This is a genomic window from Thiothrix nivea DSM 5205, assembly GCF_000260135.1.
GTDB classification, from domain to species: Bacteria; Pseudomonadota; Gammaproteobacteria; order Thiotrichales; family Thiotrichaceae; genus Thiothrix; species Thiothrix nivea.
The window spans coordinates 1,410,217-1,426,111 of sequence record NZ_JH651384.1 but is presented as its reverse complement, the minus strand read 5'-3'; the positions used below and the strand labels follow the sequence as shown (position 1 = coordinate 1,426,111).

Genomic DNA, 15,895 nt, shown 5'->3' with positions numbered 1-15,895 from the left:
AACTTTATGTTATATAATGTCTTACTGATTGTTCAGATCGTTGTGTCTGTCGGTATCATCGTATTGGTGCTGATGCAGCAGGGTAAAGGCGCGGATGCTGGGGCTGCATTTGGTAGCGGCGCTTCGGGTACGGTGTTTGGGGCGCGGGGTTCCGCTAACTTCTTGAGCCGCACCACGGCGATTTTGGCGACGGTTTTCTTCCTGAACTCCATTGCTCTGGCGTTCCTGGCTTCCGGGCGGACGATAGAAAATGGCAGCATCATGGACTCTGCCGCGCAGCTGGAGTCCAAAACCCAGCAGGCGGTGGAATCGCCCGTAGCTGCCGGTGATGTTCCGCCAGTACCGGGCACTGATGCGGCTGGTTCTGATGTGCCTCCCGCGCCAGATGCGGAACAGGTCAAGACAGATGTTCCGCCTGCGGCTACAGCCGAAGACAAACCGGTTGCTGGTGCTGAAGCGAAGGAACTGCCTGCGGCGGATGAAAAGTCCGTGCAAGACAAGTAAGACTAGGGTAATATGCCCGCCTGCTTTGCCGACGTGGTGGAATTGGTAGACACGCTATCTTGAGGGGGTAGTGGCGAAAGCTGTACCGGTTCGAGTCCGGTCGTCGGTACCATACGCAAAAAAAAGCCCGTTACTCAAAAGTAACGGGCTTTTTTTTTGTGCGTCTAACGCGATACATGGTTTTGCATGATAATTGTCGACATTTTTATGGAATATTTACTTTGAATCTATCCACTTTGAGGTATATTGTCGACAGTCATGTTTATGCATTGCTAGATACCATGATAGTGGCTTCACATGCCCCAAAACTCTGTATTGCTGATATACTGACAATACCCACTTTGGGGAGTTAATCTGTTGTTCATGCACCGTTATATTCGGTTGATAATGAACAATGGCACAAATCGTGTGGATTTGTGATCATGACGACAGATAACCGGAAGTGAGAGAGAGGCACGAACGGTTTGCACCAGGAGTTACCATGCTAGGAGAATACCTTCCTATTCTCGTGTTTCTGGCAGTTGGCTTTGCTTTGGCAGTAGTATTGCTGGGGTTGGGTTTGCTGGCAGGGCCGCGTCGACCGGATGCTGAGAAAGATTCGCCCTTTGAATGCGGCTTCCCCGCGTTTGAAGACGCGCGTATGAAATTTGACGTGCGCTATTATCTCGTTGCCATCCTGTTCATCATCTTCGACCTGGAAATTGCCTTTTTGTTCCCTTGGGCAGTGGTGCTTGACACCATTGGCGTTCCAGGGATTATCGCCATGGGTATTTTCCTGACTATCCTGATTGTCGGTTTCGTTTACGAATGGAAGAAAGGGGCGCTGGAATGGGAGTAGAGGGAGTTCTGGAAAAAGGCTTCGTCACCACGACAGCCGATGCCCTGATCAACTGGGCACGTACCGGCTCATTGTGGCCGATGACGTTTGGTCTGGCCTGTTGCGCGGTGGAAATGATGCACGCAGGGGCTTCACGTTACGACCTTGACCGTTTCGGCATCGTGTTCCGTCCCAGCCCACGCCAGTCTGACGTGATGATCGTGGCGGGTACGCTGACCAACAAGATGGCTCCGGCATTGCGCAAGGTCTATGACCAGATGGCAGAGCCGCGCTGGGTGATTTCCATGGGTTCCTGTGCCAACGGGGGGGGGTATTACCATTACTCCTATGCAGTCGTGCGCGGTTGCGACCGCGTGGTGCCGGTCGATATTTACGTGCCGGGTTGCCCACCGACTGCTGAGGCGCTGCTGTATGGCATCATCCAGTTGCAGAACAAAATCCGTCGAACCAATACCATAGCGCGATAATTCATGACTGTATCACTCGAATTCATCCGGGATTACCTCAAGGAAGGGCTGGGCGACAAGTTGTCAGGAGCCAGTCTGACGGTGGGCGAATTGACGCTGGAAGTGCCTGCTTCACACTGGATCGAGGTTGCCCGTTTCCTGCGCCATGACGACATGCTGGATTGTGCGCAACTGACCGATTTGTGTGGTGTTGACTACCTGACTTATGGCGATGCCGAGTGGGATGTGACGACCGCAACCCGCAGTGGTTTTAGCCGCGCGGTACAGGCAGATGACGCTGACCCGTTCGACTTCGGCGAGCAGGAAGAGCAGCCGGAAGTCCAGGGTAAACGCTACGCAGTAGTCATTCATTTGCTATCCGTTTCCCGTAATATGCGTATCCGGGTACGCACCTGGTGTGCAGATAATGCTTTCCCGGTCATTCCTTCGCTGGTCGAAATCTGGAGTTCCGCCAACTGGTATGAGCGTGAAGCCTTCGACCTGTTCGGCATCATGTTCAGCGGCCACCCTGACCTGCGCCGTATCCTCACCGATTATGGTTTTGTCGGCCACCCTTTCCGCAAGGATTTCCCGCTGATCGGGCAGGTGGAAATGCGCTACGACGCCGAGCAAAAGCGGGTGATTTACGAACCTGTCTCCATTGATCCGCGTGTGTTGGTTCCGCGTACCATCCGTAATGATCAACGATTCTCCCCGGCAGAGGAGCGTGATGACTAATGCCTGAAATTCGCAACTTTACGCTGAACTTTGGTCCGGCTCACCCCGCTGCGCATGGTGTGCTGCGCTTGGTACTGGAAATGGATGGTGAAACCATCGTCCGTGCCGACCCGCACATTGGCTTGCTGCACCGTGGCACGGAAAAGCTGGCGGAGAGCAAGCCTTACAACCAAAGTATCGGTTACATGGATCGTCTCGATTACGTATCCATGATGTGTAACGAACACGGTTATGTGCTGGCGATCGAAAAGCTGCTGGGGATTACCGCGCCGGAACGTGCGCTCTACATCCGCACCTTATTCGACGAAGTTACCCGCATCCTCAACCACCTGTTGTGGATCGGTGCTCATGCGCTGGACGTGGGCGCGATGACCATGTTCCTGTACGCATTCCGCGAGCGTGAAGATTTGATGGATGCGTATGAGGCCGTCTCCGGCGCACGTTTGCACGCAACCTATTACCGTCCGGGTGGCGTGTACCGAGACCTGCCGGATTCCATGCCGCAGTTCCAGTCCAACCGTTTCCGTTCGGAAGCCGAAGCCAAACGCCTGAACGCCAACCGTGGCGGCTCGTTGCTGGACTTCCTGGAAGACTTTACCAACCGTTTCCCCGGCTATGTGGACGAATACGAAACCCTGCTGACTGACAACCGTATCTGGAAACAACGTCTGGTCGGCATCGGTGTGGTTTCTCCGGAACGCGCCCTGCAATTGGGGTTCTCCGGGCCGATGTTGCGTGGCTCAGGTATCGAATGGGATTTGCGTAAGAAACAACCTTACGCCGCTTACGACAAAATGGACTTCGATATTCCGGTTGGCGTGCAAGGCGATAGCTACGACCGCTATCTGGTACGGGTGGAAGAAATGCGTCAATCCAACCGTATTATCAAACAGTGCATTGCTTGGCTGCGCAAAAATCCGGGGCCGGTCATGCTGGAAGACAGTAAGGTCGCGCCGCCCAAGCGCACCGACATGAAAGAAGATATGGAAGCGCTAATTCAGCACTTCAAGCTGATGACTGAAGGTTACTGCCTTCCGGCAGGCGAAGCTTACGCTGCTGTTGAGCATCCGAAAGGCGAGTTCGGTTGCTACATCGTCTCGGATGGTGCTAACAAACCTTACCGCCTGAAAATCCGCGCACCGGGTTTCGCCCATCTGTCCGGCATGGACGAAATGTCCAAAGGCCACATGCTGGCGGACGTAGTAGCCATCATCGGCACACAAGACATCGTATTCGGGGAGGTTGACCGCTGATGACTGAACTCAAACGCAAACGCGACCGGCTCAGCCATCACGAGCGTGAAGATATTGACGCTTGGATTAAGCGCTATCCCGAAGACAAAAAACAGTCCGCGCTGCTGGCAGCTTTACGCGCCGTCATGCATGAAGACCATTATCTTTCACGTGAAAAAATGGACGCGGTTGCCGACTACCTTGGCCTGCCGGAAATCGCCGTATACGAAGTTGCCAGTTTCTACTCTATGTATGAACTTGACCAAAAGGCAGCGGCGAAATACAGCATTTCGGTTTGCACCAATGTTTCTTGCATGTTGTGCGGTTCCGACCAGATTCTGGAACATGTCGAAAACAAACTTGGCATCAAGCTGGGCGAATCCACACCCGACGGCAAATTCTTCCTCAAGGTGGAAGAAGAATGCCTGGCCGCGTGCAGCAGCGCCCCGATGATGCAGGTCAACCACGTGTACCACACCGATCTCACCCCGGAAAAGGTGGATGAGATTCTGGACGGACTGGAGTAATCGCATGGCAAATCAGGTCTGTTTCATCACCAAACAATTCGGCGACCAGGCGCACACGCTGGAGAGCTACCTAAAAACGGGCGGCTATCAGGCGTGGAGAAAAATCCTCGAGGAAAAAACGTCTGCCGAAAACATCATCGAAGAAATCAAGGATTCCGGCCTGCGTGGTCGTGGCGGTGCAGGCTTCCCGACCGGTATGAAGTGGAGTTTCATGCCACGCAAGATGCCGGGTCAGAAATACATCGTCTGCAACTCGGACGAATCTGAGCCGGGTACTTGCAAGGATCGTGACATCCTGCGCTTCAACCCGCACGCACTGGTGGAGGGCATGGCGATTGCCGGTTACAGCATCGGCGCGACGGTTGGCTATAACTACATGCGCGGCGAGTTCATGGATGAGCCTTTCATCCGCTTCGAGCAGGCGGTGAGGGAAGCCTACGAACTCGGCTTGCTGGGTAAAAATATTCAGGGTTCCGGTGTCGATTTCGACCTGCACGGCACGCTGGGTGCGGGCGCTTACGTGTGCGGCGAAGAAACCGCACTGCTGGAATCACTGGAAGGCAAGAAAGGCCAGCCGCGTTTCAAGCCGCCGTTCCCGGCCAGCTTCGGCCTGTACGGTCGCCCGACCACCATCAACAATACGGAAACGCTTTCCTCCATTCCGATCATCCTGCGCAACGGCGGCAAATGGTTTGCCGATATGGGCGTGAAGAATTCCGGGGGCGAAAAGCTGTTTTCCATGTCCGGCCACCTGAATAATCCGGGCAACTTCGAGATTCCGATGGGCACACCGTTCCCTGAGCTGCTGGCAATGGCTGGCGGGGTGCGCAACGGCCACAAGCTGAAAGCGGTTATCCCCGGTGGTTCTTCGGTGCCAGTGCTGCCCGGCGATGTGATGATGGGCCTGACCATGGACTACGACACCATCGCCAAGGCAGGTTCCTACCTCGGCTCCGGCGCGGTGATCGTGATGGATGAAACCACCGACATGGTGAAGGTGTTGCAACGCATTTCGCGCTTCTACTTCTCCGAATCCTGTGGCCAATGCACGCCATGCCGCGAAGGTACCGGCTGGTTGTACCGGATGCTGACCCGCATCGTGGAAGGCAAGGGTAAGCCGGAAGACGTTACGCGGCTGGAAGAAATTTCCCACAACATCGAAGGGCGCTCCATCTGCGCACTGGGTGAAGCGGCGGCGATGCCCGTGTGGAGTTTCGTCAAAAACTTCCGCGCAGAATTTGAATACTACGTCGAGCACGGGCGTAGCATGGTGGCGAAGGGGTAATACATGGCAGAAGAATTCGTCACAATCGAGATTAACGACCAGCCGGTACAAGCACGCAAAGGCGCGATGCTGATCGAAGTGGCCGACGACAACGGGATCAGCATTCCACGTTTCTGTTATCACAAGAAACTGTCAGTTGCTGCTAACTGCCGCATGTGTCTGGTGGAAATGGAAAAATCCTGGAAGCCGGTTCCCGCCTGCGCCACGCCGGTCAACGCGGGCATGAAGTTTTGGACGCGCTCGCAGAAAGCGAAAGACGCACAGAAAGGCATCATGGAGTTCCTGCTGATTAATCACCCGCTGGATTGCCCGATCTGCGATCAGGGCGGTGAATGTGAGTTGCAGGATGTCTCCGTCGGCTACGGCAGCAACAAATCCCAATACGCTGAAATCAAGCGCGTCGTCAAAGACAAGGACATCGGCCCGCTGATCGAAACCGAAATGACCCGCTGCATCCAGTGTACCCGCTGCGTGCGCTTCGGCGACGAAATCGCCGGGATGCGCGAAATGGGCGGGGTAGGGCGCGGCGACCGTCTGGAAATCGGCACTTACATCGAAAAGTCACTCAAGTCTGAACTCTCCGGCAACGTCATCGACCTGTGCCCGGTCGGTGCGTTGACCGCTAAGCCTTCCCGCTACAAGGCGCGTGCTTGGGAAATGAAATCGCACGATTCCATCGCCCCGCATGACTCGGTTGGTTCCAACATCCACGTCCATACCTTCCGTAAGGAAGTGGTGCGTGCCGTGCCGCGCGACAACGAAGCCATCAACGAATGCTGGATTTCTGATCGTGACCGTTTCAGCTATCAAGGCATTAACAGCCCTGACCGTATCAGCAAGCCGATGCTCAAGCGTAACGGCGAATGGCAGGAGGTCGGCTGGCAACAGGCTCTGGAAGCGACCGCTGAAATCCTGCGTGCGGCTAACCCGGAAGCAACCGCAGCGTTGGCAAATGCTACGTCCACGCTGGAAGAACTCTATCTGTTCCAGCGCCTGATGCGCGGACTAAATGTGCGCAACATCGACCATCGTCTGCGCCAGACCGATTTCAGCGACCAGAACGCTGCGCCGGTTTGCCCGTATCTGGGCATGGAAACCGCCGAGTTGGAGCAGCAAAACGCCGTCTTCCTGATTGGTTCCAACGTGCGTCAGGAACAGCCAATGCTGAACCACCGCATCCGCAAGGCTGCGTTGAACGGCGGGCAAGTCATGGCGTTGAACCCACGCGCTTTCGATTTCAACTACGACATCGACCAGCAGGCGGTGGCTCCGGCGGATATGCTGCAAACACTGGCTGCGATGGCGGGTGACGCTGGTCATCCGGTGATGAAAGTGCTGAAAGACGCTGAAAATGCGGTGGTGCTGTTGGGTAACGTGGCAGCCCAGCATCCTGATTTTGCATCCTTACGGGCGTTGGCTAGCGAGATTGCCAAACAGACTGGCGCTAAATTCGGTTATCTGGCGGAAAGTGCCAACAGCGTCGGGGCGTGGGTTGCCGGTGTCGTACCGCATCGTTTGTCCGCAGGCCGCGAACTCAAGCAGCCTGGTGCTCCGGTCAATGAAGTGTTGCACGACAACACCCGCACTTTCGTATTGCTGAATGCAGAGCTGGGTGATTTTGCCAATCCGCAGCAGGCGATGCAGGCATTCTCTGCTGCCGACAACGTGATCGTGATTTCACCGTTTGCGGATGACGTGACCCGCAAGTATGCAACCGTGCTACTGCCGGGCACGACGTTTGCCGAAACATCCGGCACTTTCATCAATGCCGCCGGTTACTGGCAATCTTTCAAGGGCGTAACTGAACCTCTGGGTGATGCACGCCCTACCTGGAAAATTTTGCGCGTCCTCGGTAACAACGCCGGTGTACCCGAGTTTGACTGGGTAACGACTGAAGAAATCACCGCTGAACTGAAGTTGGAACTGCATGGCGTAGAAGTCTGCAACAATGCCGATAACGGATTTTCCTCCTCCCCTGATAAGGGGAGGTCGGGAGGGGTTTCTTCCGGAGATTTCCAACGCATCGGCGATGTGGAAATGTACCGCGTTGACCCGCTGGTACGCCGCGCCAAAGCCTTGCAGGCCATGATGCCGGAAGCTGCGGTCAGCCTGAATCCGGCGGATGCCGACAAGCTGGGTGTTGCCGCTGGCGATACCGTCAAGGTGACGCAAAACGGTGTTTCCATCACGCTGCCTGCCGCTGTCGATGCAGGCATCCCGGCAGGTTGCGCAGGCTTGCAGTCCGGTATCGAAGTATCCAGCGTATTGGGTGCAGCCTTCGGTTCCATCCAGATAGCAAAGGCGGGGTAATAGAATGGTCGAATTTCTGAACAACCTGTTATCCAGCTTCCTGCCGGACTGGCTAGCGTTGCTGGTGATGATCGTGCTTAAGATTGTGGCGATCATCCTGCCGCTGATCCTGCTGGTGGCTTACGCGACTTACGCCGAACGCAAGATTATCGGGTATATGCAGGTGCGTATGGGGCCGAACCGGGTAGGCTTCAAGGGCTTGTTGCAGCCGTTTGCGGACATGTTCAAGCTGATCTTCAAGGAAATTGTGGTTCCGGCCAAATCCAACCGCTTCCTGTTCCTGATCGCGCCGTTGCTGGCGATGGGGCCTGCGTTCGCAGCTTGGGCGGTAATCCCGTTCAGTGATGGCATGGTGCTGGCGAATGTGAATGCCGGCCTGTTGTTCCTGCTGGCGCTGACTTCGCTGGGCGTGTATGGCGTTATCCTCGCAGGTTGGGCATCCAACTCCAAGTACGCGCAACTATCGGCGCTGCGGATCGGGGCGCAGATGGTTTCCTACGAAATCGCCATGGGCTTTGCGCTGGTTGGGGTGCTGATGGCGTCCGGCAGCCTGAATCTGGGCGACATCGTGATGGCGCAATCCGGCAGCATTTTCAGCTGGTTTGTGTGGCCGCTGTTTGGGCTGTTTCTGGTGTATTTCATTTCCGGGGTGGCGGAAACCAACCGTGCGCCGTTCGACGTGGCAGAAGGTGAATCCGAGATTGTGGCGGGTTTCCATGTGGAATATTCCGGCATGGCGTTCTCGATTTTCTTCCTCGCGGAATACGCCAATATGTGGCTGATCGCGGCGCTGACTTCACTGATGTTCCTGGGTGGCTGGTTGTCGCCGTTCCAGGGGCTGACATTCCTGACGGATACACCGGTTATCGGCTTATTGTTCGGTGATGGTGTTCACTGGCTGCTGTTGAAGGCATCGTTCTTTATGCTGCTGTTCTTCTGGTTCCGCGCCACTTTCCCGCGTTACCGCTATGACCAGATCATGCGGCTGGGCTGGAAAATCCTGATCCCGGTGACGCTGGTGTGGATTTTTGGCGAAGGGCTGGCAGTCGCTCTCGGTTGGCAGCCTTGGCTGCATGGAGGTTGAGATGGGTTTTAACCTGAAACATTACCTCAAGTCGTTCACCCTGCGGGAATTGATGCAGGGCATGAGCGTAACGGGCAAGTATCTGTTTGAGCGCAAGTTCACAATCCAGTATCCGGAAGAAAAAACGCCGATTTCGCCGCGTTTCCGTGGGCATCATGCGCTGCGCCGCTACCCGAATGGGGAAGAACGCTGCATTGCCTGCAAACTGTGCGAAGCGGTGTGTCCTGCACTGGCGATCACGATTGATCTGGAAGAGCGCCCGGACGGCACGCGCCGTACCACCCGTTACGATATCGACATGTTCAAGTGCATCTACTGCGGTTTCTGTGAGGAAGCCTGCCCGGTGGATGCCATCGTCGAAACCAATATTTTCGAGTACCACTTCGAGAATCGCGGCGAGAACATCCAGACCAAAGACAAGCTGCTGGCCATTGGCGACAAGTACGAAGCCGACATCGCCAAGATGAAAGCAGCCGACGCACCATATCGATAAGGCAGGGACTCAAATAGATATGTCATTTGAACAACTCATTTTTTACCTGTTCTCTGTCACGCTGGTAGCTGCGGGGATCAGTATGGTGACGGTGCGTAACCCGGTATATGCAGCACTCAGCCTGATTGTGTGCTTTTTTACCAGTGCGGCGCTGTGGTTGCTGCTGGAGGCGGAATTCCTCGGCATCGTGCTGGTATTGGTGTATGTGGGGGCGGTCATGGTGCTGTTCCTGTTCGTCATTATGATGCTGGATTTGAACCTTGACCTGTTGAAGGAAGGGTTTGCGCGTTATTTACCGGTCGGTTTCTTGGTGGCTGCCGTGGTTGCGGTGGAAATGATCCTGGTTGTAAATAGCGGGCCATTCCAGGCAACCGTGCCTGCGGCTCCGGCTGCGCCCAATAATACCGAAGCGCTGGGTGCATTGCTGTATACCGAGTATGTGTACCCGTTCGAGATTGCCGCCGTGATTCTGGTGGTGGCGATCATTGCCGCGATTGTCCTGACCTTGCGCCGCCGTCCTGATTCCAGAAAACAGGATGTATCCCAGCAGGTGCAGGTACGCCGTGAAGACCGTGTACGTCTGGTCAAAATGAAGTCCGAGAGAAGCGAGTAACGAGCATGATCCCTTTGTCGCATTTCCTGATAGTTGCCGCCGTGCTGTTCTCCATCAGCGTTGCGGGCATGTTCCTGAACCGCAAGAACATGCTGATCCTGCTGATGTGCATCGAGCTGATGCTGTTGTCGGTAAACATGAACTTCATTGCCTTTTCCCATTATCTGGGGGATATGGCGGGGCAGGTGTTCGTATTCTTCATTCTGACGGTGGCGGCGGCGGAAGCAGCCATTGGTCTGGCGATCCTGGTGACGCTGTTCCGTAACCGCCGCACCATCAATGTCCAAGAACTTGACGCGATGAAGGGGTAAGGGAATGGGAGCAATCTATACAGCAATTCCACTTGCGCCTTTGCTGGGTGCGATTATCGCGGGTTTGTTTGGCTGGAAAATCGGGCGCACAGCTTCCCACTGGGTAACCATTCTGGGCGTGGCCATCGCGTTCGTGTTGTCGGTGGTGGTGGCGAATGATGTCATTTTCAACGGCAATACCTATAACGGCACGGTGTATACTTGGGCGGTGATCGGCGACATCCGCTTTGAGGTGGGTTTCCTGCTCGATAACCTCAGTACCATGATGATGCTGGTGGTGACATTCGTGTCCCTGATGGTGCATATCTACACCATCGGCTACATGCACGATGACCCCGGTTATCAGCGCTTCTTCAGTTACATTTCGTTGTTTACCTTCTCCATGCTGATGCTGGTCATGAGCAACAACTTCATGCAGTTGTTCTTTGGCTGGGAGGCTGTCGGTTTGGTGTCCTACCTGCTGATCGGTTTCTGGTTCAAGAAGGATACGGCTATCTATGCCAACATGAAGGCGTTTCTGGTCAACCGGGTGGGCGACTTCGGTTTCCTGTTGGGGATTGCGGCGGTGCTGATGTATTGCGGTACACTGGATTACGCGGAAACTTTCGCCAATATCCGCAATGTGGCCGGTGTGGACATTGAAATTTTCGCGGGCTGGCAATGGAATGTGGTGACGCTGATCGCCATCCTGTTGTTCATCGGCGCGATGGGCAAGTCGGCGCAGGTGCCTTTGCATGTATGGCTGCCGGATTCGATGGAAGGCCCAACCCCAATTTCGGCCTTGATCCACGCGGCGACCATGGTGACGGCGGGTATTTTCATGGTGGCGCGTATGTCACCAATCTTCGAGCTGTCTGATACCGCCCTGAATGTGATTCTGGTGATTGGCGCAACCACGGCCTTCTTCATGGGGCTGATAGGCATTGTGCAGAATGACATCAAGCGGGTGGTGGCGTATTCCACGCTGTCGCAGCTGGGTTATATGACGGTGGCGCTGGGTGCGTCGGCCTATTCGGCAGCAGTGTTCCACTTGATGACCCATGCGTTCTTCAAGGCGCTGCTGTTCTTGGCGGCAGGGTCGGTGATTATAGCAATGCACCATGAGCAGGACATCCGTAAGATGGGTGGCTTGAAGAAGTACATGCCGATTACTTACTGGACTTCATTGATCGGCTCATTGGCGCTGATCGGTTTTCCGGGGTTCTCCGGCTTTTTCTCCAAGGATTTGATCATCGAAGCGGTACATGAGTCACATCTGGGCGCAGCGGGTTATGCCTATACGCTGGTGTTACTGGGCGTGTTTGTGACGGCGTTTTACAGTTTCCGCATGTTCTTCCTGGTGTTCCACGGGAAGGAGCGTTTCGATACGCATGGCCACCACGATGATCATGGGCATCATGACGGCCACGGCGATGACCATCATGGGCACGGCGGTACGCCGCACGAGTCTCCATGGGTGGTGACTGTGCCGTTGATGATGCTGGCGGTTCCGTCCGTGGTGGCTGGGTATTTGCTGGATCCGATGGTGGTGGGAGAGTTTTTCCGCAACGCCATTTATGTGAATGATGCGGCTCATGGTTTTGACCCTGGTTGGGCTGCCTGGTTGTCGGCGCATGAAGGTATCGAGGAAATCAGCAAGGAATACCATGGTGTGATGGCCTTTATCCTGCATGGCCTGATGGCTCCGCCATTCTGGCTGGCGATGGCGGGTTTGGCATCTGCTTGGTTCATCTATATGAAAGATGACTCGATTGCCCGCTGGGCGTATGACAAATTCCGCTGGCTGCATAGCTTGCTGGACCGGAAATATTACATGGACGACTTCAACCAGGCGGTATTTGCCAAAGGGGCTGTTGGTCTGGGCAACGGACTGATGGCGTTTGGTGAGCGTCTGGTGATTGATGGCCTGATCGTGAATGGATCGGCTAAAGTGGTGGGGTGGTTCTCCGGTCTGGCACGTCATCTCCAGACGGGTTATCTGTACCATTATGCCTTCTCGATGGTGGCGGGCATCCTGCTGATGCTTACCTGGTTCCTGTTCTTCAGATAAGCGCCTTGGATTTACCTGGAAATACACATGCTTGATTTGCCAATACTGAGTTTTCTGATCTGGCTGCCGATTGTCGGCGGCATGGGTGTCTTGATTGTCGGCGACCGTTCGGGTGCGCGGCAGTTTGCACTGGGGATTGCGATTCTGACTTTCCTGCTGAGCATACCTTTGTATACCGGTTTTGATAGCACGACGGCTGCCATGCAGTTTGGTGAGCTGATGCCGTGGGTAGAAGCATTCAACATTAACTATTCTTTGGGCGTGGACGGCATTTCCATGCCGCTGATCCTGTTGAATACCTTCATTACCGTGCTGGTGGTAATCGCCGGTTGGGAGGTGATCAAGTACCGCATTTCCCAGTATCTGGCGGCTTTCCTGATCATGGAAGGGTTGGTGAATGGTGTGTTCGCTTCACTCGACGCCATGTTGTTCTATATCTTCTTCGAGGGGATGCTGATTCCGCTGTTCCTGATTATCGGTATTTGGGGTGGGCCACGCCGGGTTTACGCCAGTTTGAAGTTTTTCCTGTATACGTTCTTCGGTTCGGTATTTCTGCTGATTAGCCTGATCTACATGTACCAATTGGGTGGCAGTTTCGCGGTGGCTGATCTGCATGTATTGAAAATTGATATGCTGCCGCAGATCCTGATTTTTCTGTCATTCCTGCTGGCGTTCGGGGTGAAAGTGCCAATGTGGCCAGTGCATACCTGGTTGCCGGATGCGCACGTGGAAGCGCCGACCGGTGGTTCGGTGATCCTGGCGGCGATTACCCTGAAAGTGGGTGGTTATGCTTTCCTGCGTTTTGCCATGCCGATTGTGCCGGATGCGGCTGAGCATCTGGATTGGCTGGTGATTTTCATGTCGTTGACGGCGGTGGTGTATATCGGTTTTGTGGCGCTGGTGCAGCAGGACATGAAAAAACTGGTGGCGTATTCCTCGATTGCGCACATGGGTTTTGTGACACTGGGTTTCTTCGCAGTGTACATGATCGCACTGAAAGCGCAGGATAGCGCCAGCATGAACAGCGCGGTGCTGGCGGTGCAGGGCGGTATGGTGCAAATGGTGTCGCATGGTTTCATTTCCGGGGCAATGTTCCTTTGTATTGGCGTGCTGTATGACCGTATGCATACCCGCGACATCAATGCCTATGGTGGGGTGGCCAACAAGATGCCGGTATTTGCGGCGTTCTATGTATTGTTTGCGATGGCAAATACCGGGCTTCCGGGCACTTCCGGCTTTGTCGGTGAGTTTATGGTGATTCTGGCGAGCTTCCGTGCTGACCCGTGGATTGCGTTCCTGGCGGCGACTACCTTGATTGTGGGGGCTGCCTACACGCTGTGGTTGGTAAAGCGCATTATTTTCGGTGACATCGGTAATGGCGAAGTAGCTAAATTGCAGGATATTGGCAAGCGTGAATTCATCATGCTGGCGGTGTTGGCGGTCGCGGTATTGGTATTGGGTCTGTGGCCCCAGCCGTTGACGGATGTCATGGAAAAATCAATTGAAAACCTGTTGTCCCAGGCTTTGCAAAGCAAGCTCTGTACGGGCTTCGTAGGGGGGTGCCAGTTATGAATATTGCTATTGCAATGCCGGAAATTTTTCTGCTCAGCACCATTTGCTTTATTTTGCTGATAGGCTTATTCCTGCGTGAAGACTGCCGCATGGTGACTTACCTGCTGACTCAGGTAGCTGTACTGGCGACAGCCTTGCTGGTCTTTGCGATGATGGATGGTAGCAAGGTCACTGGCCTGTATGGCATGTATATGCATGATGACCTCGCGGGTGTGCTGAAAATCAGCATCCTGTTATTGACGGCAGGCGTGTTTGTCTATGCGCGCAAGTACCTGAAAGACCGTCATATTTGGCATAGTGAGTTTTTCCTGTTGGGTTTATTTGCGGTATTGGGGATGCTGGTCATGGTGTCCGCCAACAATTTGCTGGTGGTGTACCTGGGGTTGGAACTGCTGGCCTTGTCCATGTATGCGCTGGTGGCGTTCAACCGTGATGACGGGCGTTCCACCGAAGCGGCAATGAAATATTTTGTGCTGGGTGCGGTAGCCTCCGGTTTGTTGTTGTATGGCATTTCCATCCTGTATGGCCTAAGCGGGCGGCTGGAGTTTGCTGGCGTGTTGGAATACGTCAATTCCCAGAATGTCATGCAAAATACCCCATTGCTGTTTGCGCTGGTGTTCATTGTAGCGGGGATTGCCTTCAAGTTCGGGGCTGTGCCATTCCACATGTGGGTGCCGGATGTTTATCAGGGCGCGCCGACGGCTGTCACGATGTTCCTTGGCAGCGTGCCGAAAGTGGCGGCGCTGGCAATGTTGCTACGGGTGCTGGCGGAAGCCATGGGTAGTGCCCAGCCGGGTTGGGCGCAGTTGCTGCTGGTATTTGGCCTGTTGTCGGTGTTCCTGGGTAATCTGGTGGCGATTGCCCAGTTCAGCCTAAAACGGATGCTGGCTTACTCCACCATTGCACACATGGGTTTCATCCTCATGGGGGCGCTGACCGGAACCACGCAAGGGTACGGGGCTGCCCTGTTTTACACCATTACTTACGCGATGATGGCGGCGGGCGGTTTTGGTATCCTGATCCTGTTAGGCAAGGATGGCGTGGAGGCAGAAACGTTGGATGACATCAAGGGCTTGAATGAGCGCAACCCATGGTATGCCTTCCTCATGATGCTGTTCCTGTTTTCCATGGCGGGGATTCCGCCAACGGTTGGTTTCTACGCCAAACTCTCCATTATCCAGGCTGTGATGCAGGCGGGCTATCTGTGGCCAGCGGTGTTTATGGTGGTCATGTCGGTGGTGGGGGCGTTCTATTACCTGCGTGCCATCAAGATGATGTATTTTGATGAGCCGCCGGAACATGCCGCACCTATCCGGGCAGAACTTGATTTTAATGTGTTGATCAGCGTTAATGGCGTGCTCATGGTGCTGTTGGGAATCCTCCCGAGCGCACTGATGGGTATTTGTTCCGCTGCCATGGTCGCCAGTCGCTTATGAGTTTGTCTGTCCTGCAATGGGGTTTCCTCGCCATTGCCTTGCTGTTGGCCAACCTGCCGTGGTTGAGCCAGCGCTGTTTCCTGATACTGCAATGTGAACATAAGCCGGTGTGGGTGCGGCTGGTTGAATGGCTGGCCTTGTATGCCATTGCAGGGGGGCTAGGCTTGTTGCTGGAGCAGCGGGTGACCGGTTCCCTGCATACGCAGGACTGGGAGTTTTACTGGGTGACTTTGTTCCTGTTCATGGTGTTTGCCTTTCCGGGCTTTATCTACCGTCACATCCGCTAATTTCAAATTCCGTTAATATTGCCCTTGCAAGTCCAGCCGGTTTTCTCTATAGTTCACACCTCTGATGCGGGGTGGAGCAGTCTGGCAGCTCGTCGGGCTCATAACCCGAAGGTCGCAGGTTCAAATCCTGCCCCCGCTACCAAATACAAGAAGGCCCCTATCAGGGGCT

At 54.7% G+C, this 15,895-nt stretch carries 16 protein-coding genes and 2 tRNA genes; all 18 read left to right on the top strand.

What is annotated here, in order from left to right; translation table 11 throughout:
* Positions 1-6: 6 nt before the first annotated feature.
* The 18 genes from secG to THINI_RS07245 all read left to right on the top strand — a co-directional run bounded on the left by secG (position 7) and on the right by THINI_RS07245 (position 15,868).
* Positions 7-504, top strand: a complete 498-nt coding sequence (gene secG, locus THINI_RS07330) for a preprotein translocase subunit SecG (protein ID WP_002707997.1) — start codon at positions 7-9, stop codon at positions 502-504.
* A gap of 27 nt (positions 505-531) precedes the next feature.
* Positions 532-616 (top strand) — tRNA-Leu (locus tag THINI_RS07325).
* Between the two features lie 369 nt (positions 617-985).
* Positions 986-1,342: an NADH-quinone oxidoreductase subunit A gene (gene ndhC, locus THINI_RS07320; RefSeq protein ID WP_002707996.1), complete on the top strand. Its 357-nt coding sequence runs from the start codon at positions 986-988 to the stop codon at positions 1,340-1,342.
* Positions 1,333-1,809 carry a NuoB/complex I 20 kDa subunit family protein gene (locus THINI_RS07315; protein WP_002707995.1) on the top strand — a complete coding sequence of 159 codons (477 nt, stop codon included), beginning with the start codon at positions 1,333-1,335 and terminating at the stop codon, positions 1,807-1,809. The genes ndhC and THINI_RS07315 overlap by 10 nt, the downstream gene beginning before the upstream one ends.
* Before the next feature lie 3 nt (positions 1,810-1,812).
* Positions 1,813-2,526 (top strand): NADH-quinone oxidoreductase subunit C, encoded by a 714-nt coding sequence (locus THINI_RS07310; protein WP_002707994.1) that lies wholly within the window; start codon positions 1,813-1,815, stop codon positions 2,524-2,526.
* Positions 2,526-3,779: an NADH-quinone oxidoreductase subunit D gene (locus THINI_RS07305; RefSeq protein WP_002707993.1), complete on the top strand. Its 1,254-nt coding sequence runs from the start codon at positions 2,526-2,528 to the stop codon at positions 3,777-3,779. Before THINI_RS07310 ends, THINI_RS07305 begins: the two co-directional genes overlap by 1 nt.
* Positions 3,779-4,285 (top strand): NADH-quinone oxidoreductase subunit NuoE family protein, encoded by a 507-nt coding sequence (locus THINI_RS07300; protein WP_002707992.1) that lies wholly within the window; start codon positions 3,779-3,781, stop codon positions 4,283-4,285. Before THINI_RS07305 ends, THINI_RS07300 begins: the two co-directional genes overlap by 1 nt.
* A 4-nt stretch (positions 4,286-4,289) precedes the next feature.
* On the top strand, positions 4,290-5,570 hold the full coding sequence (gene nuoF, locus THINI_RS07295) for an NADH-quinone oxidoreductase subunit NuoF (protein ID WP_002707991.1): 1,281 nt from the start codon (positions 4,290-4,292) through the stop codon (positions 5,568-5,570).
* A 3-nt stretch (positions 5,571-5,573) separates the two neighbouring features.
* Positions 5,574-7,880, top strand: a complete 2,307-nt coding sequence (nuoG, locus tag THINI_RS07290; RefSeq protein WP_002707990.1) for an NADH-quinone oxidoreductase subunit NuoG — start codon at positions 5,574-5,576, stop codon at positions 7,878-7,880.
* Positions 7,881-7,884: 4 nt separating this feature from the next.
* A complete protein-coding gene (gene nuoH, locus THINI_RS07285; RefSeq protein ID WP_002707989.1) occupies positions 7,885-8,964 on the top strand; it encodes an NADH-quinone oxidoreductase subunit NuoH in 1,080 nt (359 codons plus the stop codon).
* A gap of 1 nt (position 8,965) precedes the next feature.
* Positions 8,966-9,457, top strand: coding sequence for an NADH-quinone oxidoreductase subunit NuoI (gene nuoI, locus THINI_RS07280; RefSeq protein ID WP_002707988.1), 492 nt, complete (start codon positions 8,966-8,968; stop codon positions 9,455-9,457).
* A gap of 19 nt (positions 9,458-9,476) precedes the next feature.
* Positions 9,477-10,070, top strand: a complete 594-nt coding sequence (locus tag THINI_RS07275) for an NADH-quinone oxidoreductase subunit J (protein WP_002707987.1) — start codon at positions 9,477-9,479, stop codon at positions 10,068-10,070.
* A gap of 5 nt (positions 10,071-10,075) precedes the next feature.
* The gene (gene nuoK / locus THINI_RS07270) at positions 10,076-10,381 is read left to right on the top strand and encodes an NADH-quinone oxidoreductase subunit NuoK (protein ID WP_002707986.1); all 306 of its coding nucleotides are present in this window, start codon (positions 10,076-10,078) and stop codon (positions 10,379-10,381) included.
* Between the two features lie 4 nt (positions 10,382-10,385).
* Entirely contained in the window at positions 10,386-12,431 is a 2,046-nt protein-coding gene (nuoL, locus tag THINI_RS07265) for an NADH-quinone oxidoreductase subunit L (protein ID WP_002707985.1), read from the top strand.
* Positions 12,432-12,458: 27 nt separating this feature from the next.
* The gene (locus THINI_RS07260; protein WP_002707984.1) at positions 12,459-14,003 is read left to right on the top strand and encodes an NADH-quinone oxidoreductase subunit M; all 1,545 of its coding nucleotides are present in this window, start codon (positions 12,459-12,461) and stop codon (positions 14,001-14,003) included.
* A complete protein-coding gene (gene nuoN / locus THINI_RS07255) occupies positions 14,000-15,439 on the top strand; it encodes an NADH-quinone oxidoreductase subunit NuoN (protein ID WP_002707983.1) in 1,440 nt (479 codons plus the stop codon). Before THINI_RS07260 ends, nuoN begins: the two co-directional genes overlap by 4 nt.
* Entirely contained in the window at positions 15,436-15,726 is a 291-nt protein-coding gene (locus THINI_RS07250) for a DUF2818 family protein (protein WP_002707982.1), read from the top strand. Before nuoN ends, THINI_RS07250 begins: the two co-directional genes overlap by 4 nt.
* 65 nt (positions 15,727-15,791) lie before the next feature.
* Positions 15,792-15,868: transfer RNA gene (locus THINI_RS07245), tRNA-Met, on the top strand.
* Positions 15,869-15,895 lie beyond the last annotated feature (27 nt).

Bases quoted from the DNA above. Each gene is read 5' to 3' on its own strand.
- nuoK (WP_002707986.1), top strand. From the start codon at position 10,076: ATGATCCCTTTGTCGCATTTCCTGATAGTTGCCGCCGTGCTGTTCTCC.
- nuoN (WP_002707983.1), top strand. From the start codon at position 14,000: ATGAATATTGCTATTGCAATGCCGGAAATTTTTCTGCTCAGCACCATT.
- nuoH (WP_002707989.1), top strand. From the start codon at position 7,885: ATGGTCGAATTTCTGAACAACCTGTTATCCAGCTTCCTGCCGGACTGG.
- secG (WP_002707997.1), top strand. From the start codon at position 7: ATGTTATATAATGTCTTACTGATTGTTCAGATCGTTGTGTCTGTCGGT.
- THINI_RS07305 (WP_002707993.1), top strand. From the start codon at position 2,526: ATGCCTGAAATTCGCAACTTTACGCTGAACTTTGGTCCGGCTCACCCC.
- nuoI (WP_002707988.1), top strand. From the start codon at position 8,966: ATGGGTTTTAACCTGAAACATTACCTCAAGTCGTTCACCCTGCGGGAA.
- THINI_RS07300 (WP_002707992.1), top strand. From the start codon at position 3,779: ATGACTGAACTCAAACGCAAACGCGACCGGCTCAGCCATCACGAGCGT.
- nuoG (WP_002707990.1), top strand. From the start codon at position 5,574: ATGGCAGAAGAATTCGTCACAATCGAGATTAACGACCAGCCGGTACAA.
- THINI_RS07275 (WP_002707987.1), top strand. From the start codon at position 9,477: ATGTCATTTGAACAACTCATTTTTTACCTGTTCTCTGTCACGCTGGTA.
- THINI_RS07315 (WP_002707995.1), top strand. From the start codon at position 1,333: ATGGGAGTAGAGGGAGTTCTGGAAAAAGGCTTCGTCACCACGACAGCC.
- THINI_RS07310 (WP_002707994.1), top strand. From the start codon at position 1,813: ATGACTGTATCACTCGAATTCATCCGGGATTACCTCAAGGAAGGGCTG.
- nuoF (WP_002707991.1), top strand. From the start codon at position 4,290: ATGGCAAATCAGGTCTGTTTCATCACCAAACAATTCGGCGACCAGGCG.
- THINI_RS07250 (WP_002707982.1), top strand. From the start codon at position 15,436: ATGAGTTTGTCTGTCCTGCAATGGGGTTTCCTCGCCATTGCCTTGCTG.
- THINI_RS07260 (WP_002707984.1), top strand. From the start codon at position 12,459: ATGCTTGATTTGCCAATACTGAGTTTTCTGATCTGGCTGCCGATTGTC.
- ndhC (WP_002707996.1), top strand. From the start codon at position 986: ATGCTAGGAGAATACCTTCCTATTCTCGTGTTTCTGGCAGTTGGCTTT.
- nuoL (WP_002707985.1), top strand. From the start codon at position 10,386: ATGGGAGCAATCTATACAGCAATTCCACTTGCGCCTTTGCTGGGTGCG.